The sequence below is a fragment of the uncultured Nocardioides sp. genome, from assembly GCF_947488025.1.
Taxonomy (GTDB): domain Bacteria; phylum Actinomycetota; class Actinomycetes; order Propionibacteriales; family Nocardioidaceae; genus Nocardioides.
On sequence record NZ_CANKYS010000003.1, the window covers coordinates 96,184 to 121,516 of the forward strand.

The following is a 25,333-nucleotide window of genomic DNA, read 5'->3' on the forward strand; positions in this document are numbered from 1 at the left end:
GACAAAGTGTGGACAGGGACCTACTGTCCTCCTGTCCACCAACGGTGGACAAACTGTGGACAACCCGCAGGAGCCCTCCCCAGGAGACCTGATGACGACCATGACGGCGACGATGACAGCGCAGCCGACGACCGACCGCGACGGGCGCACCGATCGCCGGCTGCGCACCGCGGGAATCGCGGCTCTCGTCGCCGCCGCGATTTGCTCCGTGCTGGGGGCGTCGCCTGCGATGTCGGAGGCCCCTTCGACCGACCGCCACTGCCGGATGGACATCGTGGGCAGCCAGTGGTTCAGCAGCGGCTGCACCGACGAGCCGGCGGCGACCACCGCCCGCTGATCCGCTGACGGTCCGTCGGCGTCAGCTGACGGCGCCGAGGCGGGTGGCCAGGGCCGCTGCCGCCGCACCCGCGCGGTGGCCGAGGTGCACCGGGCCCTCGACGCGGTCCTGGTGGGCGCCACCCAGCAGCACCTCGGTCATCGGATCGAGCGCGCCGCTCACCTCGCGCACCGCCGGCAGGTCCTCGATCGTCGGGGCGGCGAGCACCACCGCCTCCGGCTGGATGAGCCGGACGGCGCCCACCCAGGCCTCGAGCGGCAGGTCGCCGCCGAGGTAGGTCACCGCGACGCCGCGCGAGCGAAGCACCAGCGCGAACGCCAGCACACCGATCTCGTGGCGCGAGCCGCGCGCGAGACCGACGACGACGCGCGGTCCCCCGCTCGGGGCGGGCGCCAGCGACTGGAAGGTGAGGGCGAGGCGCCGGTGCACGGCGCCGGTCACGAAGTGCTCGCCGGCGACCGAGACGAGCCCGCGCTGCCACGCCTTGCCGAGGTGGACCATCGAGGGCAGCAACCAGTCGTCGACCACCGACACGACGTCGATGTCTGCGAACCCCTCGGCGAGCAGTCGCTCGAGCCGGGGGACGTCGAAGTCCTGCGCGCAGGCGACGAGGGTCTCGAAACGTGCCTCGTAGGCCGGCTCCTCCGGTCGCTCGACCTCGGCCTCGGCGGCCGCGACGTCCTCGGCCACGTGGCGGGCCGCCTCCTGCGCCGTCCACCCCGCCTCGACGAGGCTGCGCATCACGCTGAGCCGGCGCACCGCGTCGTCGTCGTAGAGCCGGTAGTTGCCGGGTGAGCGCTGTGGGACGACCACCCCGTAGCGCTGCTCCCACTTGCGGAGGGTCCCGGAGGGCACGCCCGTGAGCTCAGCGGTGCGGCTCACGGTGTACACAGGTTTCACGGTAGACGCGCCACGCGCGTCTGGGCAGCCATTTCGCGACACCTTCTGGTGCGCGGCGACCTTGGACGAAGCTTCCCCGCGGGGCCGGGTCGACGTCGCGTACGGCGCCGGGCTTGGCAGGATGACGCCATGGTGAGCCCCGAGACCCCGACCGACGTCGGGACGAGCGCGGAGACGAGCGCGCAGACGAGCGCTGACGTCGCCCGCGCGGAGAGCCCGCGCGGCGAGGTGGTGCTGCGACAGCGTACGTCCGGGACCGGCGCCGACGTGCTCGAGCTCCGCGTGAACGGCGTCTTCGTGATGGACACCCTCGAGACGACGAGCGAGATCGAGCTCGCCGCGCAGGCGCTCGACCTCGTCGAGCAGCCCGCGGCCGTGCTCGTCGGCGGACTCGGGCTCGGCTTCACGCTCCAGCGGGTCCTGGCCGATCCGCGTGTCGAGCAAGCCGTCGTGGTGGAGATCGAGGAGGCGCTGATCCGGTGGATGCGCGACGGGACGGTGCCGCACGGGCCGGCCGTGCTCGCCGACACCCGCGCCAGCGTCGTCAACGCCGACATCGCGATGGCGATCGCCGAGGCGCGCTCGACGTACGACCTCGTGCTGCTCGACGTCGACAACGGCCCGGGCTACCTGGTGCACGAGCGCAACGAAGCGGTCTACGAGGAGGAGTTCCTCCGGCGCTGCCGGGACGTCCTGGGACCCGGAGGCGTCCTGGTGGTGTGGTCGGCCAGCGCCGCGCCGGACCTGCTGACCTCGCTCCGCACGGTGTTCGGGTCCGCGGAGGAGCAGGCGCACGACGTGCTGCTGCAGGACCGGCCGGAGCAGTACTTCCTCTACCTCGCCCGCCGCTGAGGCCCCCTCAGCGCAGGAAGGCCTCGAGCAGCGGGCCGGCGGTCTGCGACCCGGAGACGCCCGTCTCGACGAAGACCGCGACCGCGAGGTCGCCCCGTGTCGCGATCATCCACGCGTGTGTCGGGAGCGAGCCCGACGCGTCGGGCTGACCGTGCTCGGCGGTGCCGGTCTTGGCACCGACCTCGCCGGGGACGTCCTGGAGGAAGCGACCCGAGCCTGTGGTCACCACGGCCCGCATCAACCCGCGGAGGGTGCCGGACTCCGGCCCGGTCAGCGGCACCTGCGGCGGCACCTGCTCCACCGCGTGCTCCGGGAGCAGCACCGGCAGCACCGCCCGGCCGGACCGGACCGAGGCGGCGACCGTGGCCATCGCGAACGGGCTGGCCAGCACCGTGCCCTGGCCGATCATGTCGGCGGCGGCACCGGTCTCGGTCTCCGGCGGCGGCACCTGCCCGAAGTAGACCGGGAAGCCGAGGTCGTGGTCGGTGCCGAGCCCGAGGGCCTGGGCAGCGGCGGCGAGCTCGCCCTCGGCGAGCCGGTCGGCGTTGCCGATGAGGGCGGTGTTGCACGACTGGGCGATGGCCTGGGTGAGGGTGATGTCGCCGAGCGCGGACGCCGGGTAGTCGTCGTAGTTCTTGAACGAGCGCCCGTCCACGACCGTCGTGGCCGGGCACGACACGACGTCGTCGACGCCCATCCCGCTGCGCAGGAGCGCCAAGGAGGTGACGACCTTGAAGGTCGAGCCGGGGGCGTACTGCCCGGTCATCGCGAGGTCGGCGCCCTCCGCCCCGGCGCCGTTGGCGCTCGCCAGGACCGCGCCGTCGGAGGGGCGGATCGCCACGAGCGCGGCCGCCGGCGCACCGTCACCGAGGCCGGCGAGCACGTCCTCGGCCTTCTGCTGGAGCGCCGGGTCGAGGGTGGTGACGAGATCGGCACCGTCGGTCGCCGGGACCTCGGCGAGCGTGCGCAGCTGGTCGTCGGCGCCCCGGGCGACCACCGAAGTGCCGGGCGTCCCGCGCAGCTGCTCGTCGTAGCGCTCCTGGAGACCGGACAGCCCGACCTCGTCCCCGGCCGCGATCCGGCCCTCGGATGCCTCGACCACCTCGGCGGTGGCCGGGCCGACGCGGCCGAGCAGGGCCGCGGCGAACTCACGCGTCGGGGCGAGAGGCAGGGTGTCGCGCACGGCGAGCGCCCCGCGGATCTTCGCGAACCCGGGCAGCACGTCGAGGGCCTCGTCCTCGCGCAGGACCAGCGCCTCGACGAAGGCCTCCGCGCCCATCGCCTCCGCGCGCTCGACGTACGACGCCACGTCGACATCGAGCACCCGGGCGATCCGGCGGGCGCTGCGGGCGACCTGCGGACCCTCGACCTTGGTCTTGTCCAGCCCGTAGCGCAACACCGGCCGCTCGGTCACGAGGACGGCGCCCCCGGCGCCGGTGATGTCGCCGCGCACCGCCGGGAGCGTGCGCAGGCCGAGGGCGTCGCCCTCGGCGAGGTCGGGGACCAGCGCGTCGGGCACCCAGTCGACCTGCCACCCGGTGCCGTCCGGCACCAGCGCGACCGTGGTGTCGTACTCCCAGGGCGCCGCATCGATCAGGCCCCACCGCCACGCCAGCGCCGCCGTCGCCGACCCGGGCTCGTCGCCGGTGCCCTCGACCTCCTCGACCGAGGCGACCTCGACGGCGACCGGCACCTCCTCGAGGGGGGAGACCAGCTCGGCGAACGCGGCGCGGTCGGCCTCGTCGGTCAACGGCACGTCGCCGAGCGAGTGCTCGGACAGGGCAGCGGCGAGGTCGTCGGCCACTCCGGACGGCGGGGCGGTGTCGTCACCACCGAGCACGGAGCAGGCCGAGCTCACCCCCACGAGCAGAGCGGCGACCCCGAGACGGAGGGATCGCATGCGCCCATGCTCCCAGCCGACGGGCTCCCGGCCGCGGCACGACGCCGCGTCGGCGTGCCTCAGGCGAAGCGCTCGCGGTAGTGGGACGACCCGCCCGCATAGGCCTCCCAGTCGATGCCGTCCACGTCCTCGCCCGAGAGCGCCGCTCGCAGGCGGTCGAGGTAGTAGTCCCAGCCCGGGCCGACGCTCGCGGCCATCTCGACGCCCGTCGCGCCCGGCGCGAGCACCTGGACGAACCTGAGCGAGGTGATGCCGTCGGCCTCCTCGAGCTCGAGCTCCATCTCCCAGACCGCCGTCTCCCCCGCGCCGTCCTCGCTGAAGGGTTGCGGTTCACGACTGCGTACGACGAAGCGCCGCGGCGGCTCGCACGCCAGCACGTCCATCTCCTCGGCCGGGACGTCGTCACCCTCCGCGGTCATCCGGAAGGAGACCGACCCGGCCTCGGGGTCCCCGCTCCACGTGCCGATCCAGCGCTCCATGCGCGTCGGGTCGGTGCACGCCGCCCAGACGTCGTCCAGCGGAGCCCGGAGCTCCCGCTCGATCACGAGCAGGGTGCGGCCGTCGCGCTGCTCGCGCCGGCCGGTCATCAAGGTGGTGCTCATGCGGTCTCCTCCTGCGGTGGGGATGGGTGAGGTGTCGCGGGCTCGGCCTCTGCCCGGCGCTCGCGCCCGGTACGGCGCACCTCGAGGTCGAGGCCGTCGAAGGCCGACTCGGTGAAGCGCGGCCGGGGCGCAGCGGGGGCCTCGAGCGCCGCCAGCCAATCGGCGATGGCTGCCAGCCCGTCGCGCCGGAGGCGGTAGTGCCGTTCACGACCGTGGTCCTCGGCCTCGACGAGGCCCGCCTCGGCGAGCACGCGGAGGTGACGACTGATCGCCGGCCGGCTGATCGGGTGGTCGGCCGTCAGGTCGACCACCCGCGCCGGACCGCGCGCCAGCCGTACGACCAGGCCCCGGCGTACCGGGTCACCGAGGGCTGCGAACGGGTCCACCGTCCTATTGGTAACTACTTCGTTACCAATTGTCAAGGCCCACCGCTCCCCCGTTCCCCGCTCGAGGCGTACCCGTGCGTCAGTGGGTACGGTCGGTGCGTGAACGAGACACGCACCGAGCACGACTCCATGGGCGAGGTCGAAGTGCCTCGCGACGCTCTTTGGCGGGCCCAGACCCAGCGCGCGATCGAGAACTTCCCGATCAGCGGCCTGACCCTGCAGCCCCGGCACGTGCAGGCGCTGGCCCACGTCAAGGCGGCCGCCGCGACCGCCAACGCCGCGCTCGGTGTCGTACGCCACGAGCAGGCGCAGGCCATCGTCACCGCCGCCGACGCCATCGTCGAGGGGACGCACGACGGCGAGTTCCCGATCGACGTCTTCCAGACCGGGTCGGGCACGAGCTCCAACATGAACGCCAACGAGGTCATCGCGACCCTGGCCGCGCAAGCCGGCGTCGAGGTCCACCCCAACGACCACGTCAATGCCTCGCAGAGCAGCAACGACACCTTTCCCACCAGCATCCACGTCGCCGCCACGCTCGCCGTCGTCGACGACCTGCTGCCCGCGCTCGACCGGCTCGCGACGTCGTTCGAGGCCAAGGCGGAGGAGTTCGCCGACACGGTGAAGTCCGGGCGCACCCACCTGATGGACGCCACGCCCGTGACGCTCGGGCAGGAGATGGGGGCGTACGCCGCCACCCTGCGCCTCGGCGTCGAGCGGCTGGAGGCCGTGCTGCCGCGCGTGCGCGAGCTCCCCCTGGGTGGCACCGCGGTCGGCACCGGGATCAACACCCCGGCCGCCTTCGCCGAGCGGGCGATCGCCGCGCTGTCGGAGCGCACCGGGCAGCCCTTCACCGAGGCGCGCGACCACTTCGAGGCGCAGGGCACCCGCGACTCGCTCGTCGAGCTGTCGGGCGTGCTGCGCACGGTCGCGACCGGCCTCACCAAGATCTGCAACGACCTGCGCTGGATGTCGTCGGGACCCACGACAGGGCTCGCCGAGATCCACCTGCCCGACCTGCAGCCGGGGTCGAGCATCATGCCCGGCAAGGTCAACCCGGTGCTGCCCGAGGCGACGCTGATGGTGTGCGCCCGGGTCGTCGGCAACGACGCGACGATCGCCTGGGCGGGCGCGTCCGGCAGCTTCGAGCTCAACGTGATGATGCCCGTCATGGCACACGCGCTGCTCGAGTCGATCCACGTGCTGTCCACCTCGACGGTGCTGCTCGCCGACCGGTGCGTGGACGGGATCACCGCCGACGCCGATCGGATGCGCCGCTACGCCGAGTCCTCCCCGTCGGTGGTCACCCCCCTCAACGCCCACATCGGCTACGAGCAGGCCGCCAGGGTCGCGAAGAAGGCGCTCGCCGACGGCGCGACCATCCGCGAGACGGTGTTGGCGATGGGCTACGTCGAGCGGGGCGACCTGACCGAGGAGCAGCTCGACGCCGCCCTCGACGTCGACTCCATGACAGGCCGGGCATGAGCGACATCGACAGCCCCGAGCACGTGCGCGCCCAGTACGCGACGGAGGACCGGCTCGAGACCCGGCGCTCGGTCTGGCACCCGACCGACGACGGCCGCGACCCCGCCGACGAGGCGTTCAAGGCCGTCGACCGCGCCATGACCGGTGACTCCCGGGTCCTGGAGGTGGGCTGTGGGACCGGGGTGATGGCGGAGCGGATCAACGCGCTGCCGGGCGTCACGCTGGTCGCGGTCGACCACTCCGAGCGCTTCGTCGAGCTGACCGCGGCCCGCGGTGTCGACGCCCGCCAGGCCGACATCTGCTACCTCCCCTTCGACGACGACACCTTCGACGTCGTCTACGCCGGCTGGATGCTCTACCACGTGCGCGACCTCGACCGGGCGCTCGCCGAGGTCCGTCGCGTGCTGCGCCCGGGCGGCACGTTCGTCGCCGTCACCAACGGCGACGACAGCCTCGCCGACCTGCGCCGCGAGGCCGGCGGTCGTCGGGTGGTGACGCGCTTCTCGAGCGAGAACGGCGAGTTCACGCTCGGGCGGCGCTTCAGCGACGTACGCCGCCAGGACCTCGAGACGCGGGCGGTGTTCGCCGACCACGCCGAGGCGCAGGCCTACCTCGACTCCTCCGACGAGGGCCTCGTGCTGCCACCCTTCGAGGGCTCACGGACCTACGCCGGGCACGTCACGGTCTTCGAGGCCCGCTGAGGAGAAGGGCCGACGGGCAGGGGCTGCCGATCGTCCGGAACGCGTCCTAGCCTCGGGACATGGGGCGATCGCCTGGGCGGAGTACGGCACGCCGGCCGAGCTGCCCGGCATCCACCACCGCAAGCAGTACGACGCCGAGAAGGACGCCGACCCGGACTACCGGATCACCTGCGTCTTCGTCGACCGCCGCCACCGGCGGCGCGGTGTCACGGAGCTCGCGATCCAGGGCGCCCTGGCACTCATCGCCGAGGCGGGAGGTGGCGTCGTGGAGTCCTACCCCCACGACCTCACGGACCAGACGAAGAAGATGTCCTCGTCCTTCCTCTACAACGGCACCCGAAGCCTCTACGAGCGCCTCGGCTTCGCCTACGTGCGCCCCAAGGGGTTGAAGAACTGCGTCATGCGAAAAGTCGTCGACGCCCATTGACCTGTATACCCCCTGGGGGTATGTTCTGACGCATGGAACACCAGACCGAGCACCCCACGGCCCAGGGCGAGCACCACCACATGGGCAGCACCAACGCGATGGCGATCTCCGCCACCCTCCACTGCCTCACCGGCTGTGCCATCGGCGAGATCCTGGGCCTGATGATCGGCACCGCCCTCGGGCTCGGCACCCTCGCCACGATCGCGATCGCCGTCGGCCTGGCGTTCCTGTTCGGCTATGCCCTGTCGACGCTGCCGCTGCTGCGGGCCGGCCTCGGCCTGGGCGCCGCCCTGACGGTCGTCCTGGCGGCCGACACGCTGTCGATCGCGACCATGGAGCTGGTCGACAACCTGGTGATGGCCGTGATCCCGGGCGCGATGGAGGCGGGGCTGGTCAACCCGGTCTTCTGGCTGTCGATGATGCTCGCGCTCACGGTTGCCTTCTTCGCGGCCTGGCCGGTCAACCGCCACCTCCTGGCGCGCGGCAAGGGCCACGCCCTGACCCACGGCTTCCACGGCGCCGAGCCGGAGGGGGCGCGGCGGTTCATCCCGGACCTCGCGACCTCGACGCTCGTCGCTGCCATCGTGGCGTTCATGCTGGGCGGCCTGGTCGTCTCGATCGCCGACGAGCTCGAGGCACCGCCCGAGACCGGCCATGCAGCCGCCGAGCGCTGATCAGGAGATCAGTACCAGCCGTTGCCCTGCTTGAAGCTCCAGGCGCTGCACGGGGTGCCGTAGGTGTCCTGGATGTACTCCAGGCCCCACCTGATCTGCGACTCGGCGGAGGTCATGTAGTCCGCCGGCAGGTCGTGGAGCTGCGTCAGCGCCTGCGGGATGCCGTACGCCGACGAGGTCGGGTTGTCGGCGTCGACGCGCCAGTCCGACTCGCTGACGTAGAGCGAGTCGAGGCAGGAGAACTGGTCGGAGGAGAAGCCGTACGCCGGCAGCAGCGCGCGGGCGATGTCGCGCGGGTCGCCCTCGGACAGCTTCTCCGAACGCGTCACGGCCGAGCCGCCGGACATCTCGAGCGCGGTGGCCTTCGCCTTGTCGGTGCGCCGCGCTGAGCGCGACGCCACCTGCTGCGAGGACCGCTGCTCGTCGACGGCCGTGTCGGACGCCTCCGCGGCGGACTCGGAGGCGGTGGGCTCGGACGCGGTCGGGCCGCCCGGCGCGGTGGTGGCCACGTCCGCGGCGGCGGGGGCCAACGTGTCGGGATCGCTCGTGGCCAGCCCGCCGGTCACGCTCACACCGGTCACGGCGGCGGCGATGCCCGTCAGGGCGACGCCGGTGCGCAGGGCTCGACGGGGCGCGCGCGCAGCCTTGTGCTTGCCGGGCGCGCGGTGCTTCGGGGCGTACTTGTCGGACTTCGACACAGGAACTCACGGAGGGGTTGACGACAGGGGGTGTCGCGCCTGGTGGTGCACGACAGGCGCGGGTGTCGAGACGAGGACACGGTCCGGCCGGACGGGGCGGTGGTGCGGGGCTCCCGGCGTCCGGCCGACGACCGAGGTCACGAAACGATCACGGGCCACCTTGCATGAGGGTTCAACCACGTGCAAACCGAACGGCACAACTGACACCGCCCCTTGCGTCACACGGGTCACACCAGCTCACACCGGACCCACCCGTACCGAGGACGTGACCGCTGTAACGCCGGGTTGGTGGTTCTACCCACCGTGATGCATCGGGGTGGGTAGTCGCACCAACCCGGCGTTACAGCACTGGGTCGGACCGCGTAGCCGGTCGGTCAGAAGGTGACGTCCTCCAGCATCTCGGTCACGAGCGCGGCGATCGGCGAGCGCTCGGAGCGGGTGAGCGTCACGTGGGCGAAGAGCGGGTGGCCCTTGAGCTTCTCCACCACCGCGACGATGCCGTCGTGGCGCCCGACGCGGAGGTTGTCGCGCTGGGCCACGTCGTGGGTGAGCACGACCTTGGAGTTCGCGCCGATGCGCGAGAGGACGGTCAGCAGCACGTTGCGCTCGAGGGACTGGGCCTCGTCGACGATGACGAAGGCGTCGTGCAACGAACGGCCGCGGATGTGGGTCAGCGGCAGCACCTCGAGCATCCCGCGGTCCATCACCTCGTCGATGACGTCCTTGCCGGTCAGTGCGCCGAGCGTGTCGAACACCGCCTGGGCCCAGGGCGACATCTTCTCGTTCTCGGAGCCGGGCAGGTAGCCGAGCTCCTGGCCACCGACGGCGAAGAGCGGGCGGAAGACCACGACCTTCTTGTGCTGGCGACGCTCCATCACGGCCTCGAGGCCGGCACAGAGCGCCATGGCCGACTTGCCGGTGCCGGCGCGACCGCCGAGGGACACGATGCCGACCTCGGGGTCGAGCAGCATCTCCAGCGCCACCCGCTGCTCGGCGGACCGGCCGTGGATGCCGAAGGCGTCGCGGTCGCCGCGGACGAGGTGCACCCGCTTGTCGGCCCCCACGCGGCCCAGCGCCGTACCCCTGTCGGACAGCATGACGAGACCGTTGTGGCACGGCAGGTCGCGCGCCTCGGCGAGGTCGAGCACGCCGTCCTCGTAGAGCTCGTCGAGGTCGCTGGCGAGCACCTCGAGCTCGGCCATCCCGGTGTAGCCGGTGTCGGAGCTGCTGACGGCCTCGGCGCGGTACTCCTCCGCGTCCAGCCCGACGGCCGAGGCCTTGATCCGCAGCGGCAGGTCCTTGCTGACCAGGGTGACGCGGTGCCCCTCGTTGGCGAGGTTGCGGGCCACGGCCAGGATGCGGGTGTCGTTGTCGCCGAGGCGGAAGCCCGACGGCAGCGACTCGGGGTCGGTGTGGTTGAGCTCGACGCGGAGCGTGCCGCCCTCCGCGCCGACCGCGACGGGCTGGTCGAGGCGGCCGTGGACGACCCGCAGGTCGTCGAGGGCCCGCAGCGCGGAGCGGGCGAAGAACCCGAGCTCCGGGTGGTTGCGCTTGCCCTCGAGCTCGGTGATCACCACCACCGGGAGGACGACCTCGTGCTCGGCGAACCGCTTGATCGCGGCCGGGTCGGCGAGGAGGACGCTCGTGTCGAGGACGTACGTGCGGCGGCTGGCGCTGCTGGACGCTGCGGGCGGTGCGGAGCTGCTGGGTGAGGTCTTGCTGGCCACGACTAACCCCTTGCTGCGGGTCGGCGCGCGCACTCCTCGCCCGGCCCGATGTCATTCAACGGACCGGAGAGCTCCCATCTGAGTGCCCAAGGTTTCCTCCCGGTTCAGCAGGCTTCCCCACCTGCCGATACGGGCGAAAGTACGCCCGGCCGCACCCCGATCCGGGGCGACACGCCCGAACGCGAGGTGACGACGAGATGACGTCTGCGGGCAGCCGGGTCAGCCGCCGAAGCGGCGCTCACGCTCGGCGTACGCCCGGATCGCGCGCAGGAAGTCGACCCGGCGGAAGTCGGGCCACAGGGCCTCGCAGAAGTAGAACTCCGAGTTGGCCGACTGCCACAGCAGGAAGCCACCGAGGCGTTGCTCCCCCGACGTGCGGATCACCAGGTCCGGGTCGGGCTGGCCCTTGGTGTAGAGGTGCTCGGCGATGTGCTCGACGTCGATGATGTCGGCGAGCTCCTCCAGCGAGGTGCCCCTGGCGGCGTGGTCGGCGAGCAGGGCGCGTACGGCGTCGGCGATCTCGCGGCGACCGCCGTAGCCGACGGCGACGTTGACCAGCAGGCCGTCGATGTCGCGCGTGGCCTCCTCCGCAGCCTTGAGCCGCTCCGCGGTCTCGGTCGGCAGCAGGTCGAGCGCGCCGACGGGGTGGATCCGCCAGCGGCGGGCCTCGGCGAGCGACTCGACCGCGCCCTCGATGATCCTCAGCAGACCGGTGAGCTGCTCGGGCGGACGGTTGGTGAGGTTGTCGCTCGAGAGCAGCCACAGGGTGACGACCTCGACGCCCACCTCCTCGCACCAGCCGAGGAGCGGTCGGATGTTGTCGGCACCGGCCTGGTAGCCCTCCGCCGTGTTGAGCCCGACCGCCTTGGCCCAACGCCGGTTGCCGTCGAGCATCACCCCCACGTGCTGCGGGATCTGGTCGTGGGGCAGGAACTTCACCACCCGGGACTCGTAGGCCGGGTAGAGCACCCGTCGTACGGCGTCCTTCACGTTGACCATCCACCGATCGTAACGCCGCGACGCCGTGTGACCGGGCACTCGGGGCAGTCGGCTGCGCGCTTCACACCCGTCCGGGTATTTTCTTCGCATGGAGCCCCCAGCCACAACCCCTCGCGACCGTGTCGAGCACGCCGTCGAGCGCGCCGGCGAGGTGATGGCCGACAAGATGGCCGAGATCAAGCCCCACCTCCGCGGCTGGCTGCACGCCGCCACGGCCCCGATCGCGCTCGCCGCCGGCATCGTGCTGGTGGCGCTCTCCCCGACCGCGTCCACCCGCATCGGCTCGGCCGCCTTCGCGTTCTCGGCGTTGCTGGTCTTCACGGTCTCGGCGATCTACCACCGCGGCACCTGGTCGCCGCGCACCTGGGCGTTCCTGCGGCGCTTCGACCACGCCAACATCTTCGTGCTGATCGCCGGCACCTACACCCCCTACGCGCTGCTCTTCCTCGACGGCACCGCACGTACGACGCTGCTCGTCGTCGTGTGGGGCGCGGCGATCGCCGGCGTGGTGTTCCGGGTCTTCTGGACCGACGCGCCGCGCTGGCTCTACACGCCGATGTACATCGCCCTCGGCTGGGCGGCCGTCTTCTTCATCCCGCAGTTCATGGAGGGCGCCGACCGGTTCAGCAGCGGCATCGCGGTCACGACGCTGGTGCTCGTGGCGGTCGGTGGCGTGCTCTACACGCTCGGCGGCGTGGTCTACGGCCTCAAGCGCCCCAACCCCTCACCCCGCTGGTTCGGGTTCCACGAGGTGTTCCACTCGTTCACGATCCTCGCCTTCGCCGCCCACTACGTCGGCGTGTCGCTGGCGACCTACTCCCTGCGCTGAGCAGGTGAGGCTGCTCACGATCGGAAACGATCTGGCGGGGCGAGGCGTCGTACGGGGGAAGCCCTGTCCCCCACCCCCCGCCGAGAGATGCCTGACTCACCCACGGACCCGTCCGACCAGCCCGCCCGCCAGCCCTTCCTCGACCTGAGCCTCCCGCAGCTCGTCGCCGGCGCCACTGCCGCCGCGACGTCGGCGATCCTGATCAGCCGGCTCGACCTGCTCGGCACCGTGCTCGGTGCCGCCTTCGCCAGCGTGGTCTCCGCCATCGTCACCGCCGGCCTCGTGGGCGGGTGGCACCGCGTGCGGACGGTGCCGAGCCGGTTCCCGCGCAACGTCAACGGCATGGTGGTGACCGCCGTCGCCCTCGGACTGGTGGTCGTGGCCTCGCGGACGGGCCTCCAGCTCGTCACGCAGGACCTGCCGTCGGACACCTTCGCCGCGCGGTGGCTCGCGCAGATCGGCGTCAACCGAGGCTGAGCCCGGCGAACACCACGAGCGAGGCGGCCACGACGACGCCGCCCAGCGCCCACGCTGCGAGCGGTGCGCGGCGCGCCAGCCGCTCGAGGACGAGATAGGTCGCGGCGATGACGGCCAGGCCGACGGTCACGTGCAGGAGCACCGCCAGCATCACCCCGGCGATGGCGCCCGCCGCCCGGAGCCGTCCCCAGAGCAGGCTGAGCGCCAGCGGCAGCACGACGGCACCGGCGAACCCGCCCGCCAGCTCGGCCCACCACGGACGGTCACCCATCCACGGCACGTCGACGGCGCCCACCCACGACCGGTCGAACAGGTCGCTGGTCGCGCTCCAGCCGAGGTAGACGATCGAGGCGATCGTGAGGGCTGCGGCCACCCGGTAGGACCAGTGCTTCGCGCGCGACCACGGCACCGACCGGCCCACGAAGATCGTCGCGACGGTCACGGCGGACCAGACGATCCAGCGCCGGAGCACCCCCGTCCCGGTGTCGGCCATCGCGTCGCGGAAGACGCGGTCGGCCTCGACGCGGTCCACGACGTGCCCCTCGGTGGAGACGTACGACGTCGGGTCGCCGCGCCCCGCCACCAGCGCGTCGTGCAGCAGCGCGGCCGGCAGGTGCGCGCCGGTCTTGGGCACCAGCCACGTGAACAAGGCCGGCACCGAGGTCAGGTCGGTGCGGAAGTCGGCGCGCGAGGGCACGAGCAGCTCGCCGAGGTGCCGGTCGCGGTAGGCCAGCCGCCGCTCCAGCGCGAACGTCTCCACGCCCTCCTCGGTGTGCCGTTCGAGCACGATGCGGGGGTCGGAACCGGGGTCGGGGGGATCGCCCGCCCCCCCCGCGCTCGGCAGGGTGCCGCCGTCGTAGAACCGCCGCGGCTCCACCACCACCTGCCTGGCCATCGACCCCACGCGCTCCCGAGCCCTCATTCCCCCAGTCTGGCGCGGCCGACCGACAGCGTCACGCGCCATGAGCGACACCATGAAGGCAGTTCGCGGCTCCCGGAGGTCCGCCCACGCTCACGTCCGCCTGACGCTGCGCGAACTGCCTGCACCGTGCACCGGGCAGAGCCCCGATGCCCCGCCTAGGCTTCGTGCACCATGCGCATCCTCGTGACGTTCGTCGGCGGGCTCGGTCACCTGGCGCCGCTCCTCCCACTCGCCCGCGCGGCACGGGCAGCCGGCCACGAGGTCGCGATCGCCGGCTCCGGCGGCCTGGTCCCCCGCATCGAGGAGGCGGGTTTCCGTGCCTACGCCACGAGCGAGGCGCCGCACCACGGCGGAGCACCCGGCAGTCGCGACGTCGGGCCGCTCGAACCGGTCGACGCCCGGGCGACCGAGGTCGAGTTCGCCCAGAACTTCGCGTCGCGGGGCGCCCGACGGATGGCGAAGGCAGTGCCGCGTGCGATCGAGGACTTCCGGCCCGACGTCGTCGTCCGGGACGAGACCGACCTCGGCACGACGATCGCCGCGGAGCTGCTGGCCGTCCCGGTCGCCACCCACCTCGTGCTGGCCTCGGGCCTGCTGGTGCGGCCCGAGCTGGTCGCTCCCGAGCTCGACGCCGTACGAGCCGAGCACGGGCTGGCACCTGACCCCGACCTGACGCGGCTGACGTCGGGACTGGTGCTGTCCGACGCGGCTCCCTCCTTCCGCAGCCCGGAGTCGCCGTTGCAGGTGCACCCGACCTACTACCGGTCGACGGCGGCCGCCCGCCCGCGCCGCGGCACGGGCAGGAGACGCGTCTACGTCACGCTCGGCACCATCTTCAACAAGGGCTCGGGCGACCTCTTCGAGCGCTTGCTGGCCGGTCTCGGCGACCTCGACGTCGACGTGGTGGCCACGGTCGGTCGCGACCTCGACCCCGACGACCTCGGACCCCAGCCGCCGCACGTCCGGGTCGAACGGTTCGTGCCGCAGGCCGAGGTGCTGCCCGGCGTCGACCTGGTCGTCTCGCACGGCGGCTCGGGCAGCCTGATGGCCGCTCTGGCCCATGGGCTGCCCTCCCTGCTTCTCCCGCTCGGTGCCGACCAGCCCCACAACGCGATGCGGGCCGAGCAGCTCGGCGTCGCCGCGACGCTCGACGCCGCGACGTCGACCGCCGCGGTGGTCGCGCGGCAGGCGCGAGCGGTCCTGGCCGACGCGACGATGCTCCGACGCGCCAGGGAGGTCGCAGCCGAGATGCACGCCCTTCCTGACGTGGACGCCGCCGTCGCTGCCGTCGTGGAGGCAGCCGGTGCCGACCACGGACCGGGCCGCGGACCGGCGTCGGTGCCGCGGGGTGACGCGCCCTAGGGTGCGCCCATGACCACCGCGCGGACCGTCCCCGTCACCACCGAGATGGACGGTGACGAGCTGGACGCGCTCGACGCCTGGCACCTCGCGCGCCAGCACGGCCTGCGGAAGATCGTGGTCGAGTCGTTCGTACGGTTCCGCTACGGCGACGGGTTCACCAACTCGCGTGCCCTCGCGCTGCAGGCGTGCCTCGCCGTGGTCCCGTTCCTCCTCGCCCTGACCGGACTGGCCTCCGACATCGACCAGGAGCGCCCGGCCGCGGTCGTGGCCCACGTCGTCGACTCGCTCTCCCCCGGCTCCGGCGACGGCGACGCGCTCAGCTCGGCCGTCGACGAGTCGGACGCCTCCGAGGCGGCCGGTGAGATCGCCCTCGTCCTGGGCCTGGGCTTCGCGCTGGTCTCGATGACCACGGCGATGGCGCAGGTCGAGCGCGGCGCCAACCGCATCTACGGCATCCGCCGCGACCGCAAGGCGCTCCACAAGTACGGCCGGGCGGCAGTGCTGACGGCGGTTCTCGCCGGCCCGGTCGGCGTCGGGTTCGTGATGATCGTCGGCGGCGGAGCCCTCGGCGAGGCGATGGCGGAGAACTACGGCTGGTCCGACAGCGCGGTCGACTGGTGGAACGGCCTGCGCTGGCCGATCGGCATCGCACTGCTCGTCTTCGCGATCGCCGTGCTGCTCGACCACGCGCCGCGGCGCCGGCAGCCGGCGCTGTCCTGGCTCGCGCTCGGCTCGGGCATCGCCGTGGTGCTCAGCGCGATGGCCACCGCCGGGTTGGCGGCGTACGTCTCGTTCAGCGGGTCGTTCGGCACCGTCTACGGCCCCCTGGCCGGCATCTTCGCCCTGCTGCTCTGGGCGCTGCTCTCGTCGATCGCCTTCTTCTACGGCACCGCCGTGTGCGCCCAGCTCGAGGCGCTGAGGGCGGGCCAGGTCGAGCCGTCGTACGACGACCCCGGTCGCCCGCACGCGCGCACCGTGGGGGACCAGGTCAGCCCTTCGTCGAACCCAGGGTGAGGCCCGAGACGAACTGCTTCTGCAGCGCGAAGAACACCACCAGCACCGGCAGCGCCACGATGATCGAGCCCGCCGCGACGAGGTTGGTGTCGGTGAAGAACTGACCGCGCAGGTTGTTGAGCGCCGAGGTCACCGGCAGCTTGTTGCCCTGCTGGATGAGCACCGTCGCCCAGAAGAACTCGTTGTAGATCCAGGTGACCTGCAGCGTCGCGAGGGCGGCCAGCGCGGGACGGACGAGCGGCATGGTGAGCTGCCAGTACTGGCGCCACACGCTGGCGCCGTCGAGCTCGGCCGACTCGTAGATCTCGTGCGGCAGCGTCTTCATGTAGTTGCTCAGCACGAACGTGCAGAAGCCCATCTGGAACGCGGTGTTGACCAGGATCAGCGACCAGAAGCTGTTGAGCATCGAGCCTGAGTCGCTCATGAACAGCGGCAGCGGGATCTCGCGGAACATCCGAAACACCGGGATCAGCAGGGCCTGCGGCGGCAGCAGGTTGGCGGCGAGGAAGACGCCCAGCATGGTGAGGTTGAAGCGGTAGCTGAACCGGGCGAGGACGAACGCCACCATCGACGACAACCAGAGCGTGAGCAGCACGGCCGGGACGGTGACGAGGAGCGAGTTCCTCATGTGGAGCCCGAAGTTGCCGCGCGTCCAGGCCTCCTCGTAGTTGGCCGTGGTCCAGCCGCCGAAGGACAGGTAGCCGTTGGCCTGCGTGTAGTCGTAGTCGCGGAAGGAGTTGATCAACGCCCACACCAGCGGGAACAGCCAGGCGAGGGCGAGGAGGGCCATGATGATGGTCGCGACGGCTCCGCGACGACGGCTCAGCACGCCACCCTCGGCACGCGGCGGAGGGACGGCCTTGCTCGCCGGTGTCGTGGCCACCGGTGCCTGGGTGCTCATCCTCGACGCTCCTCACGGAAGACGTTGCGCAGGTAGATGGTGATGAAGACCGACGAGATGAGCATCATGATCACCGCGAGCGCGGATCCGAAGCCGTACCTCGTCGCCTCCCCGATGACGTTCTGCGCGACCAGGGCGCCGATGACCTCCAGGCCGTTGCGGCCCTTGTTGATCACCCAGACGAGGTCGAAGGCACGCAGCGACTCGATGACGACGATGACGATCACGACCATGTTGATCGGCCGCATGACCGGGAAGATCACGTGGAAGAACGTCTTCACCTCCCCCGCGCCGTCGACCGCCGCAGCCTCGCGCAGGCTCGCGTCGACACCCTTCAGGCCGGCCAGGTAGATCAGCATGATGTAGCCGGTGTGGCGCCAGGCGGTTGCGACGAGGACCGCCCAGAGGTTGATGTCCGGGTCGCCGTACCAGTCGATCTGCGTGCCGAACACGTCGTTGATCAGGCCCTGGTCGCGGGAGTAGAAGAGCTGCCAGATGAAGCCGATCAGCGCCAGTGACAGCACGACCGGCATGTAGAAGGCGGTCTGGTAGAAGCGGCTGCCGCGCATCTCCCGGTCCAGGACGACCGCGAGCAGCATGCCCAGGACCGTCGGGAAGAGGAACAGGAAGCCCAGCCAGATCAGGTTGTGCTGGATCGCCGGCCAGAACGGCGGGTAGATCGTGACGATGTCCTCGTAGTTCTGGAAGCCGACCCACTCGATGGTGTCGAGGTCGCCGAAGCCGTTCCACTTGCCGAAGGACAGCACGACCGAGCCCAGCGCCGGCACCCAGACCAGCCAGAGCACGAGGGCCAGCGGGACGGTCACCATCGTGATGACCACCAGGCGGTCGCGCCCGGAGAGCTTCTTCTCCCGGCCCTGGGGTGGGGCCGTCGCCCGGGGAACGGCCCCTGTGGGCGTCGGCGCCTCGTCGATGTGTGTCATGGGCTCAGCTGAAGATGGAGTCGGCCTGCTCCTGGATGCTGGCCGTGATGCCGTCGATGTCGTCAGGGTTCTTCAGGAAGTCCTGGATCGACGGGATCATCACCGTGTTGGCGAAGTCGGCGTTGGTGTCGCGGTCCATGAACTGGGCGATGTTGGCTGCGGCGCTCACGACCTCGACCGACTTCTTCTGCAGGTCGCTGTAGGTCGACGTGCTGGCGCCCGAGTTGGCGGCGATGAACGGCGCGTCGGCGGCATTGTTGCCCGCGTCGGCGGCCGCTGCGCTGCCGAGCCACTTCGCCATCGCCTTGCCGGCATCCGGGTTCTGCCCGGCAGCCGCCACGCAGAAGCCGTCGATCGGGGCGTCGAGGGAGTCGGCCGGGATCGACGAGTCGAGCTGGGGGAAGGTGAAGAAGTCGAGGTCCTCGCCGCTCTCGCCGAGGGCGTCCACGACGAAGGTGCCGAGGAGGTACATGCCGCACTCGCCCTTGTTCATGGCGGTCGCCGCCTCCTGCCACGTGCGGCCCAGCGGGTCGGCCTGGTGGTAGGGCAGCAGCTGGCGCCAGGTGTCGAAGACGAGCTTGACCTCGTCGCCGTCCCACGCCTCCTCACCGGCCATCAGGCTCATGTGGAAGTCGAAGCCGTTGAGGCGCATGTTGAGGATGTCGAAGGTGCCCATGGCGGGCCACCCGTCCTTGTCGCCGAAGGCGAAGGGAGTGATCCCCTTGCCCTGCATGTCGTCCATGAGGGCCATGAAGTCGTCGTTGGTCTCCGGCGGGGCCCACCCGTTGTCCTCGAAGACCGACTTGCGGTAGAAGACCGCCCACGGGTAGTAGCTGATCGGCACGAAGTACTGCTTGCCGTCGGGGGCAGTCGCCGCCTCCTTGAACGAGTCGCCGAGGCCGTCGATGGGCCACTGGTCGCTCAGGTCGGTGATCAGGCCGTTCTCGGCGAACTGCGCCATCCGGAAGCCGGCGAACCAGGTGAACACGTCGTCGGGCGTGCCCTGGAGGTAGGTGTTGATGCTCTCCTGGAAGGTGTTGTGGTCGACGGCGTTGAGCGAGACCTCGGTGCCGCTCTCCTTGGCATAGGCGTCGGCGATCGCCGCGAGTCGGTCGTACGCCGCGCCCGATCCCTCGGCCTCGTTGATGCCGAACTTCACCGACGCCCCGTCTCCGGTGGCCGGGCCCGAGTCGTCGCCCCCGCAGGCGGCGAGCAGGTTCGCCCCGCCGACGGCGAGGCCACTGAGCGCCAGACCACCCAGCACGGAGCGGCGCGAGGCGGCCATGGTGGTGAGCGCCGAGCGGGGGATGGCGCTGGAACGGGACAGTGACACGACGGCCTCCTGGGTAAGGCTTGGGCAGCCTGGGACAAAACCAAACAGGGATGCACAGCATGTGACGGCTGCCACAGCCCCGTCAACCCCTTTGGGCGGTCGACACGAACCAGATCAAACATTTCCGAACCCAAATCCTCGTTGAAGCGTTGACTTTCCACTGTGAGGGTGGACACAGTTGGCCGCATGCCGACCTCCCTGCCTGCGCTGGCCTTCGGCGGCGACTACAACCCCGAGCAGTGGCCGGCCGCGGCCCACCGCGAGGATCGTGACCTGATGCGCGAGGCCGGCGTCGACCTCGTCACGCTCGCGGTCTTCTCGTGGGCGTGGATCCAGCCGCGACCCGACGCGTGGGAGTTCGGCTGGCTCGACGAGCAGATGGACGACCTCCACGCGGCGGGCATCGCGGTCGACCTCGCCACGGCCACCGCCTCCCCTCCCCCGTGGCTGACCCACCGCCATCCCGAGATGCTGCCGGTGACCCAGGACGGGCGCACGCTGTGGCCGGGCGGGCGACAGTCGTTCTGCCCCAGCTCGCCGGTCTACCGGGAGCACGCCCTCGAGCTCTGCACCCGGATGGCCGAGCGCTACCGCGACCACCCGGCGCTCGCCCTGTGGCACGTGTCCAACGAGCTGGGCTGCCACAACGCCCGTTGCTACTGCGACACCAGCGCGTCGGCGTTCCGCTCGTGGCTGCGCCGCCGCTACGACGACGACGTGGCCCGCCTGAACGACGCCTGGGGCACCGCGTTCTGGTCCCAGCGCTACGACGACTTCGCGCAGGTGCTGCCGCCGCGCGTGGCACCGACCCACGCCAACCCCACCCAGCAGCTCGACTTCGCGCGCTTCTCCTCCGACCAGCTGCTCGACAACTTCGTGGTCGAGCGCGACGTACTTCACACGCTGTCTCCCGGCGTGCCGGTGACCACCAACTTCATGGTGATGCGCCAGACACCCGAGATGGACTACCTGCGCTGGGGCCGTGAGCTCGACGTCGTCTCCAACGACCACTACCTGATCGGCGCCGAGGACGGCGGCCACCGCGAGCTGGCGTTCAGCGCCGACCTCACCCGCGGCACGGCGGACGGCCGCCCGTGGCTGTTGATGGAGCACTCGACGAGCGCGGTCAACTGGCAGCCGCGCAACCGGGCGAAGCGCCCCGGCGAGATGATCCGCAACAGCCTGTCGCACGTCGCGCACGGCGCCGACGCGGTGCTGTTCTTCCAGTGGCGCGCCTCGCGTGCGGGCGCGGAGAAGTTCCACTCCGGGCTCCTCCCCCACGCCGGCACCGACACCCGCCAGTGGCGCGAGGTGGTCGAGCTGTCGCGGGTGCTCGACGCCGCCGAGGAGGCCGCCGGCAGCACCGCGCGCAACGACGCAGCGATCCTCTTCGACTACGAGGCCTGGTGGGGCTGCGAGCTCGACTCCCACCCCAGCATCGACGTCCGCTACCGCGACCGGGCCGAGGACCTCCACCGGTCGCTGTCGGCCCGGGGCGTGGGCGTCGACGTGGTCCACCCCTCCACCGACCTGTCGTCCTACCGGCTCGTCGTGGTGCCCACCCTCTACCTCGTCGACGACGCCACCGTCGCCGCCCTCACCGCGGCCGCGGAGGGCGGGGCGACGGTGGTGATCACCTACTTCAGCGGGATCGTCGACGAGCACGACCACGTACGCCTCGGTGGCTACCCCGGCGCGTTCCGCGACCTGCTCGGCGTCCGCACCACCGAGTTCCTCCCGCTGCTGACCGGCCAGTCGGTCCAGGTCGACGGGCTCGGCAGCGGCCCGGTCACCGCCGACACCTGGGCCGAGGACCTCGAGCTCGCCGGCGCCGAAGCGGTGGCGTCGTACGTCGACGGGCCGGCCGCGGGGCTCCCCGCCGTCACCCGACGGGAGGTCGGCGCAGGCACCGCGTGGTACGTCGCGACGCGCCTCGACGCCGGCGGCACCGACGGGCTCGTCGAGCGCCTGCTCGCCGAGACCGGTCTCGCGACGCTGCCCGGTGCCTCCGACCTCGTCGAGGTCACGCGGCGCGTGGGCCACGACGCGAGCTGGGTGTTCGTGATCAACCACGGGGAGGCACCCGCCCCGGTCGACGTGCACGGCGTCGAGCTGGTCACCGGTCGCGACGTCGCCGGGGACCTGCAGGTGCCGCCCGGCGGCGTGGCCGTGGTGCGGGAGTCCGCCCGACCGGCCGGGAGGGACGACTGATGCTCGCCGCCCAGCGCCGCGGGCGCATCCTCGCCGAGCTGAGTCGCGACGGGACGGTGCGCGTGACCGACCTCGTCGACCTGCTCGGCGTCTCCGACATGACCGTACGGCGCGACCTCGTCGCCCTGCACCGCGACGGCCTGCTCGAGAAGGTCCACGGCGGCGCGCTCGCGGTGGCCGAGCCGTCGGCGTCCGAGCCGGGCTTCGCCGCCAAGTCGGTGCAGCGCCGGCGCGAGAAGGAGGCGATCGCCGCCGCCGCCGCCGGGCTGGTGCACACCGGGATGGCCATCGCCGTCTCGGCCGGCACCACCACCCACGCCCTCACCGAGCACCTCGCCCGGATCCCCAACCTCACCGTCGTCACCAACTCGGTGTGGGTCGCCGACGTGCTGCATCGCACCGGCGACGCCACCACCTCGGTGCTCCTCACCGGCGGTCTGCGGACGCCGTCCGACGCCCTCGTGGGTCCGGTCGCGGTGTCGTCGCTGCGGAGCCTCCACGTCGACGCCTTCTTCATGGGGGTCCACGGCATGGACGTGCGGGCCGGCTTCAGCACCCCCAACCTGCTGGAGTCGGAGACCAACCGCGCGATGATCGAGCGCTCGCGACGCCTGATCGTGTGCGCCGACTCGAGCAAGTGGGGCGTCGTGGGCCTCAGCAGCATGGCCGGGTTGTCGGAGGCAGCGGTGCTGGTGACCGACTCCGGGCTCTCCGCCCAGGCGAGCGGCGCCCTCGCCGACCACGTCGGCGAGCTCGTCGTGGTGGACCCGCTCGACGGCGACGACGACCTCGAGATGGCAGGCGACGCATGAGCACCCCCGTGAGCAACGACCCCGTCCACCTGACCAACGACGGCGTCAGCCTCGTGCTGACCCGGGACGACCGGGGCATCCCGCGCATCGTGCACTGGGGCGCCGCACTCGGCGACCTCGGCGCGGCCGACCTGACCGGGCTGACCACGGCCCGGCGCCCCGGCGCCTCGCACTCGGCGTTCGACGGGCCGCGCGCGACGGGCCTGGTGCCCGACCCCACGCGCGGCTACGCCGGTACGCCGGCCCTGTCCGGCCACCGCATCGGCGGCAGCGCGCGCGCGGCGACCCCAAGCCTCGTGGCCTGGGAGCTGCACGGCGACGGCGACGCCAGCATCTCCTGCACGTCGAACGACGACGAGGCGGGCTGGTCCGTCCGGGTCGGGCTGTCGCTCGACGACGCCGGCCTGCTGCACGCGCGGACGTCGGTGACCAACACCGCCGACGGCGACCTCCACCTCGCCTCCGTCCTGACCGCCCTGCCCGTCGGCGCGCACGCCACCGAGCTGCTCGACCTGACCGGCCGGTGGTGCAAGGAGCGCACTCCCCAGCGGCACCCCTGGGTCCAGGGCACCCACCGACGCGACGCCCGCCACGGCCGTACCGGTCACGACGCCACGCTGGTGATGGTCGCCGGGACCCCAGGGTTCACCTTCGGCACCGGCGAGGTGTGGGCCCTGCACACTGCGTGGAGCGGCAACCACACCCACTACGCGGAGCGCACGCCCGAGGGCGAGTGCCTGCTCGGCGGGGGTGAGCTGCTCGGCCCCGGCGAGGTCGTCCTGGCCCCTGGTGAGACGTACGACGGGCCCCGGGTGCTCGGCTCCTGGTCGGGACGCGGCCTCGACGCGATGAGCCACCGGTTCCACGCCCACCTCCGCGCGCTCACCCCGCGGGCCCGCACCGAGCGGCCGGTCATCGCCAACTCGTGGGAGGCGGTCTACTTCGACCACTCCCTCGAGCGGCTCTCCGAGCTCGCCGACGCCGCGGCAGCCGTCGGGGTCGAGCGCTTCGTCCTCGACGACGGCTGGTTCCTCGGCCGCCGCGACGACACCGCCGGCCTCGGCGACTGGACGGTCGACCCCGACGTCTGGCCGCAGGGACTGGGCCCGCTCGTCGAGCACGTGAAGAGCCGCGGGATGGAGTTCGGCCTGTGGGTGGAGCCGGAGATGGTCAACCTCGACTCCGAGACCGCGCGCCGCCACCCCGAGCGCGTGCTGCGCGGCCGGGCCGCCGCCCCGCCGGAGTGGCGCCAGCAGCAGGTGCTCGACCTGCAGGACCCCGACGCGTACGACGATCTGCGCGCCGCCCTCCTCGCGCTGCTCGACGAGCTCGACATCGCCTACCTCAAGTGGGACCACAACCGCGACCTCACCGATGCCGTCCACGACGGCCACCCGGCCGTGCACGGGCAGACGCGGGCGTTCTACCGGCTGCTCGACGAGCTGCGAGAGGCGCACCGCGGGCTCGAGATCGAGTCGTGCGCCTCGGGCGGCGGACGCGTGGACGCCGAGGTGCTCGCCCGCACGGAACGCATCTGGCCCAGCGACACCATCGACGCCCTCGAGCGCCAGCACCTCCAGCGCTGGACCTCCCTGCTGGTGCCGCCGGAGCTGATCGGCTCGCACGTCGGCGGACCGACGGCGCACACCACCGGACGTACGCACACCCTGCGCTACCGCGCCGCGACCGCCCTGCTGCACTGGTTCGGCATCGAGTGGGACGTCTCGCGCCTCGACGAGGCCACCCTCGCCGAGCTGCGCGAGTGGATCGAGCTGCACAAGCGCGTCCGGCCGCTCATCGGCACCGGCACCCTGGTGCACCCCGACCACCCCGACCCCGCGGTCCTGGTGACCGGCATCGTGGCCGAGGACCGCTCGGAGGCGTGGTACGTCGTCGCGACCGTGGCCGCGACCTCGACCCAGCACCCGGCGCCCCTCAGGCTCACCGGCCTCGACCCGGACCGTCGCTACCGGCTCACCGAGGAGGTGCCGCGTGGTGTGGGCGCCGACCTGTCCGGCGGCTGGTCCGCCGACGGCGCCGAGCTGGGCGGCCGCGTGCTGGCTGCCTCGGGGATCGCGCTGCCGGTCATGCACCCGGAGGAGTCCCGCGTGCTCCACCTGGTGGCCATGGGCTGAGGGCACCTCCCGAGGCCTACCCTGCTGGGCATGGACGCACACGCCTGGGACGAGCGCTACGCCGCCAGCGAGCTGGTCTGGTCGCGCGAGCCCAACCAGTTCGTGGCCGCCGAGCTCACCGACCTGCCTCCGGGCACCGCGGTGGACCTCGCGGCCGGGGAGGGTCGCAACGCCATCTGGCTCGCCTCGCGCGGCTGGTCGGCGACAGCGGTGGACTTCTCGCAGGTCGCCCTCGACAAGGGCGCGCGGCTGGCCGCGGACGATCCTCGGGGCCTGGACGTGACCTGGGTGCGTGCCGACGCGACGACGTGGCGACCACCCGCGCCGGTCGACCTCGTCGTGGTCGCCTACCTGCAGGTGCCGGCCGCGGACCGACGCCGCGCGGTCCGCAACGCGGTCGAGATGCTGCGTCCGGGTGGGACGTTCCTGCTGGTCGCCCACGACGCGACCAACCTCACCGAGGGGACCGGCGGTCCGCAGGACCCCGAGGTGCTGATGTCCGCCGACGACGTCGTCGGCGACCTGGCCGACCTCGGCGTCGACGTGGTGCGTGCCGAGCGTGTCGCCCGCGAGGTCACCGCGGACGACGGCCACGGCGGTGAGCAGCGGCGTACGGCCTGGGACTGCCTGGTCCGCCTGGTCAGGCGCTGAGCCCGCACCCGGGACGTACGACGGCCCGCCCTCCGGTGGGAGGACGGGCCGTCG

At 72.1% G+C, this 25,333-nt stretch carries 25 protein-coding genes; 14 read left to right on the forward strand and 11 right to left on the reverse strand.

Translation table 11 applies throughout. The features are described 5' to 3' along the window. Nucleotides 1-91: 91 nt before the first annotated feature. A complete protein-coding gene (locus Q1B24_RS07035) occupies nt 92-337 on the forward strand; it encodes a hypothetical protein (RefSeq protein ID WP_299925431.1) in 246 nt (81 codons plus the stop codon). Nucleotides 338-358: 21 nt separating this feature from the next. Here the strand turns inward: Q1B24_RS07035 and Q1B24_RS07040 are convergent, their stop codons facing one another. Continuing rightward, the gene (locus tag Q1B24_RS07040; protein ID WP_299925434.1) at nt 359-1,228 is read right to left on the reverse strand and encodes a MerR family transcriptional regulator; all 870 of its coding nucleotides are present in this window, start codon (nt 1,226-1,228) and stop codon (nt 359-361) included. A 138-nt stretch (nt 1,229-1,366) separates the two neighbouring features. On the opposite strand from Q1B24_RS07040, the gene Q1B24_RS07045 reads away from it, so the two are divergent. Beyond that, entirely contained in the window at nt 1,367-2,089 is a 723-nt protein-coding gene (locus Q1B24_RS07045) for a hypothetical protein (protein WP_299925437.1), read from the forward strand. A 7-nt stretch (nt 2,090-2,096) separates the two neighbouring features. Here the strand turns inward: Q1B24_RS07045 and Q1B24_RS07050 are convergent, their stop codons facing one another. From Q1B24_RS07050 to Q1B24_RS07060, 3 genes are read right to left on the reverse strand one after another with little or no spacing between them, the layout of a single operon-like run. Next, nucleotides 2,097-3,989: a penicillin-binding transpeptidase domain-containing protein gene (locus Q1B24_RS07050; RefSeq protein ID WP_299925440.1), complete on the reverse strand. Its 1,893-nt coding sequence runs from the start codon at nt 3,987-3,989 to the stop codon at nt 2,097-2,099. Between the two features lie 59 nt (nt 3,990-4,048). Next, nucleotides 4,049-4,591 (reverse strand): SRPBCC family protein, encoded by a 543-nt coding sequence (locus Q1B24_RS07055; protein ID WP_299925442.1) that lies wholly within the window; start codon nt 4,589-4,591, stop codon nt 4,049-4,051. Beyond that, nucleotides 4,588-4,977, reverse strand: a complete 390-nt coding sequence (locus Q1B24_RS07060; RefSeq protein ID WP_299925445.1) for a metalloregulator ArsR/SmtB family transcription factor — start codon at nt 4,975-4,977, stop codon at nt 4,588-4,590. The genes Q1B24_RS07055 and Q1B24_RS07060 overlap by 4 nt, the downstream gene beginning before the upstream one ends. A 99-nt stretch (nt 4,978-5,076) precedes the next feature. Between Q1B24_RS07060 and Q1B24_RS07065 the strand changes: the two genes are divergently transcribed. The 4 genes from Q1B24_RS07065 (at nt 5,077) to Q1B24_RS07080 (ending at nt 8,264) form a co-directional block, all read left to right on the forward strand. After that, nucleotides 5,077-6,462: a class II fumarate hydratase gene (locus Q1B24_RS07065; protein WP_299925448.1), complete on the forward strand. Its 1,386-nt coding sequence runs from the start codon at nt 5,077-5,079 to the stop codon at nt 6,460-6,462. Then, nucleotides 6,459-7,163, forward strand: a complete 705-nt coding sequence (locus tag Q1B24_RS07070) for a class I SAM-dependent methyltransferase (RefSeq protein ID WP_299925451.1) — start codon at nt 6,459-6,461, stop codon at nt 7,161-7,163. The genes Q1B24_RS07065 and Q1B24_RS07070 overlap by 4 nt, the downstream gene beginning before the upstream one ends. Before the next feature lie 265 nt (nt 7,164-7,428). After that, on the forward strand, nt 7,429-7,590 hold the full coding sequence (locus Q1B24_RS07075; RefSeq protein WP_299925454.1) for a hypothetical protein: 162 nt from the start codon (nt 7,429-7,431) through the stop codon (nt 7,588-7,590). A 32-nt stretch (nt 7,591-7,622) separates the two neighbouring features. Continuing rightward, on the forward strand, nt 7,623-8,264 hold the full coding sequence (locus Q1B24_RS07080; protein WP_299925457.1) for a DUF4396 domain-containing protein: 642 nt from the start codon (nt 7,623-7,625) through the stop codon (nt 8,262-8,264). Nucleotides 8,265-8,272: 8 nt separating this feature from the next. Here the strand turns inward: Q1B24_RS07080 and Q1B24_RS07085 are convergent, their stop codons facing one another. From Q1B24_RS07085 to Q1B24_RS07095, 3 genes are all read right to left on the reverse strand, one after another. Then, a complete protein-coding gene (locus Q1B24_RS07085) occupies nt 8,273-8,962 on the reverse strand; it encodes a lytic transglycosylase domain-containing protein (RefSeq protein ID WP_299925460.1) in 690 nt (229 codons plus the stop codon). Nucleotides 8,963-9,336: 374 nt separating this feature from the next. Continuing rightward, nucleotides 9,337-10,689 carry a PhoH family protein gene (locus tag Q1B24_RS07090; protein ID WP_299925463.1) on the reverse strand — a complete coding sequence of 451 codons (1,353 nt, stop codon included), beginning with the start codon at nt 10,687-10,689 and terminating at the stop codon, nt 9,337-9,339. Between the two features lie 219 nt (nt 10,690-10,908). Then, on the reverse strand, nt 10,909-11,688 hold the full coding sequence (locus Q1B24_RS07095) for an isoprenyl transferase (RefSeq protein WP_299925466.1): 780 nt from the start codon (nt 11,686-11,688) through the stop codon (nt 10,909-10,911). Between the two features lie 88 nt (nt 11,689-11,776). On the opposite strand from Q1B24_RS07095, the gene Q1B24_RS07100 reads away from it, so the two are divergent. Next, on the forward strand, nt 11,777-12,517 hold the full coding sequence (locus tag Q1B24_RS07100; protein ID WP_299925469.1) for a hemolysin III family protein: 741 nt from the start codon (nt 11,777-11,779) through the stop codon (nt 12,515-12,517). A gap of 87 nt (nt 12,518-12,604) precedes the next feature. Next, the gene (locus Q1B24_RS07105; RefSeq protein WP_299925472.1) at nt 12,605-12,994 is read left to right on the forward strand and encodes a hypothetical protein; all 390 of its coding nucleotides are present in this window, start codon (nt 12,605-12,607) and stop codon (nt 12,992-12,994) included. Here Q1B24_RS07105 and Q1B24_RS07110 read toward each other — a convergent pair. Continuing rightward, on the reverse strand, nt 12,981-13,916 hold the full coding sequence (locus tag Q1B24_RS07110) for a DUF1353 domain-containing protein (RefSeq protein ID WP_299925475.1): 936 nt from the start codon (nt 13,914-13,916) through the stop codon (nt 12,981-12,983). The genes Q1B24_RS07105 and Q1B24_RS07110 overlap by 14 nt on opposite strands. 171 nt (nt 13,917-14,087) lie before the next feature. Here Q1B24_RS07110 and Q1B24_RS07115 point away from each other — a divergent pair, with 171 nt between their 5' ends. Further along, on the forward strand, nt 14,088-15,278 hold the full coding sequence (locus Q1B24_RS07115) for a nucleotide disphospho-sugar-binding domain-containing protein (RefSeq protein ID WP_299925478.1): 1,191 nt from the start codon (nt 14,088-14,090) through the stop codon (nt 15,276-15,278). 9 nt (nt 15,279-15,287) lie between these two features. Then, entirely contained in the window at nt 15,288-16,292 is a 1,005-nt protein-coding gene (locus Q1B24_RS07120) for a YihY/virulence factor BrkB family protein (protein WP_299925481.1), read from the forward strand. Here Q1B24_RS07120 and Q1B24_RS07125 read toward each other — a convergent pair. From Q1B24_RS07125 to Q1B24_RS07135, 3 genes are read right to left on the reverse strand one after another with little or no spacing between them, the layout of a single operon-like run. Beyond that, nucleotides 16,267-17,193, reverse strand: a complete 927-nt coding sequence (locus Q1B24_RS07125; protein WP_299925484.1) for a carbohydrate ABC transporter permease — start codon at nt 17,191-17,193, stop codon at nt 16,267-16,269. The two genes, Q1B24_RS07120 and Q1B24_RS07125, sit on opposite strands and share 26 nt — an antisense overlap. Next, entirely contained in the window at nt 17,190-18,137 is a 948-nt protein-coding gene (locus Q1B24_RS07130; RefSeq protein WP_299925487.1) for a carbohydrate ABC transporter permease, read from the reverse strand. Before Q1B24_RS07130 ends, Q1B24_RS07125 begins: the two co-directional genes overlap by 4 nt. A gap of 4 nt (nt 18,138-18,141) precedes the next feature. Then, nucleotides 18,142-19,470, reverse strand: coding sequence for an ABC transporter substrate-binding protein (locus Q1B24_RS07135; protein WP_299925491.1), 1,329 nt, complete (start codon nt 19,468-19,470; stop codon nt 18,142-18,144). A 186-nt stretch (nt 19,471-19,656) separates the two neighbouring features. Between Q1B24_RS07135 and Q1B24_RS07140 the strand changes: the two genes are divergently transcribed. The 4 genes from Q1B24_RS07140 to Q1B24_RS07155 are packed head-to-tail and all read left to right on the forward strand — an operon-like array spanning nt 19,657 to nt 25,279. After that, nucleotides 19,657-21,681: a beta-galactosidase gene (locus Q1B24_RS07140; RefSeq protein WP_299925493.1), complete on the forward strand. Its 2,025-nt coding sequence runs from the start codon at nt 19,657-19,659 to the stop codon at nt 21,679-21,681. Further along, entirely contained in the window at nt 21,681-22,493 is an 813-nt protein-coding gene (locus tag Q1B24_RS07145) for a DeoR/GlpR family DNA-binding transcription regulator (RefSeq protein WP_299925495.1), read from the forward strand. The genes Q1B24_RS07140 and Q1B24_RS07145 overlap by 1 nt, the downstream gene beginning before the upstream one ends. Beyond that, nucleotides 22,490-24,628: an alpha-galactosidase gene (locus tag Q1B24_RS07150; protein WP_299925498.1), complete on the forward strand. Its 2,139-nt coding sequence runs from the start codon at nt 22,490-22,492 to the stop codon at nt 24,626-24,628. The genes Q1B24_RS07145 and Q1B24_RS07150 overlap by 4 nt, the downstream gene beginning before the upstream one ends. Before the next feature lie 30 nt (nt 24,629-24,658). After that, nucleotides 24,659-25,279: a class I SAM-dependent methyltransferase gene (locus Q1B24_RS07155; RefSeq protein ID WP_299925501.1), complete on the forward strand. Its 621-nt coding sequence runs from the start codon at nt 24,659-24,661 to the stop codon at nt 25,277-25,279. The last annotated feature ends 54 nt before the right edge of the window (nt 25,280-25,333 follow it).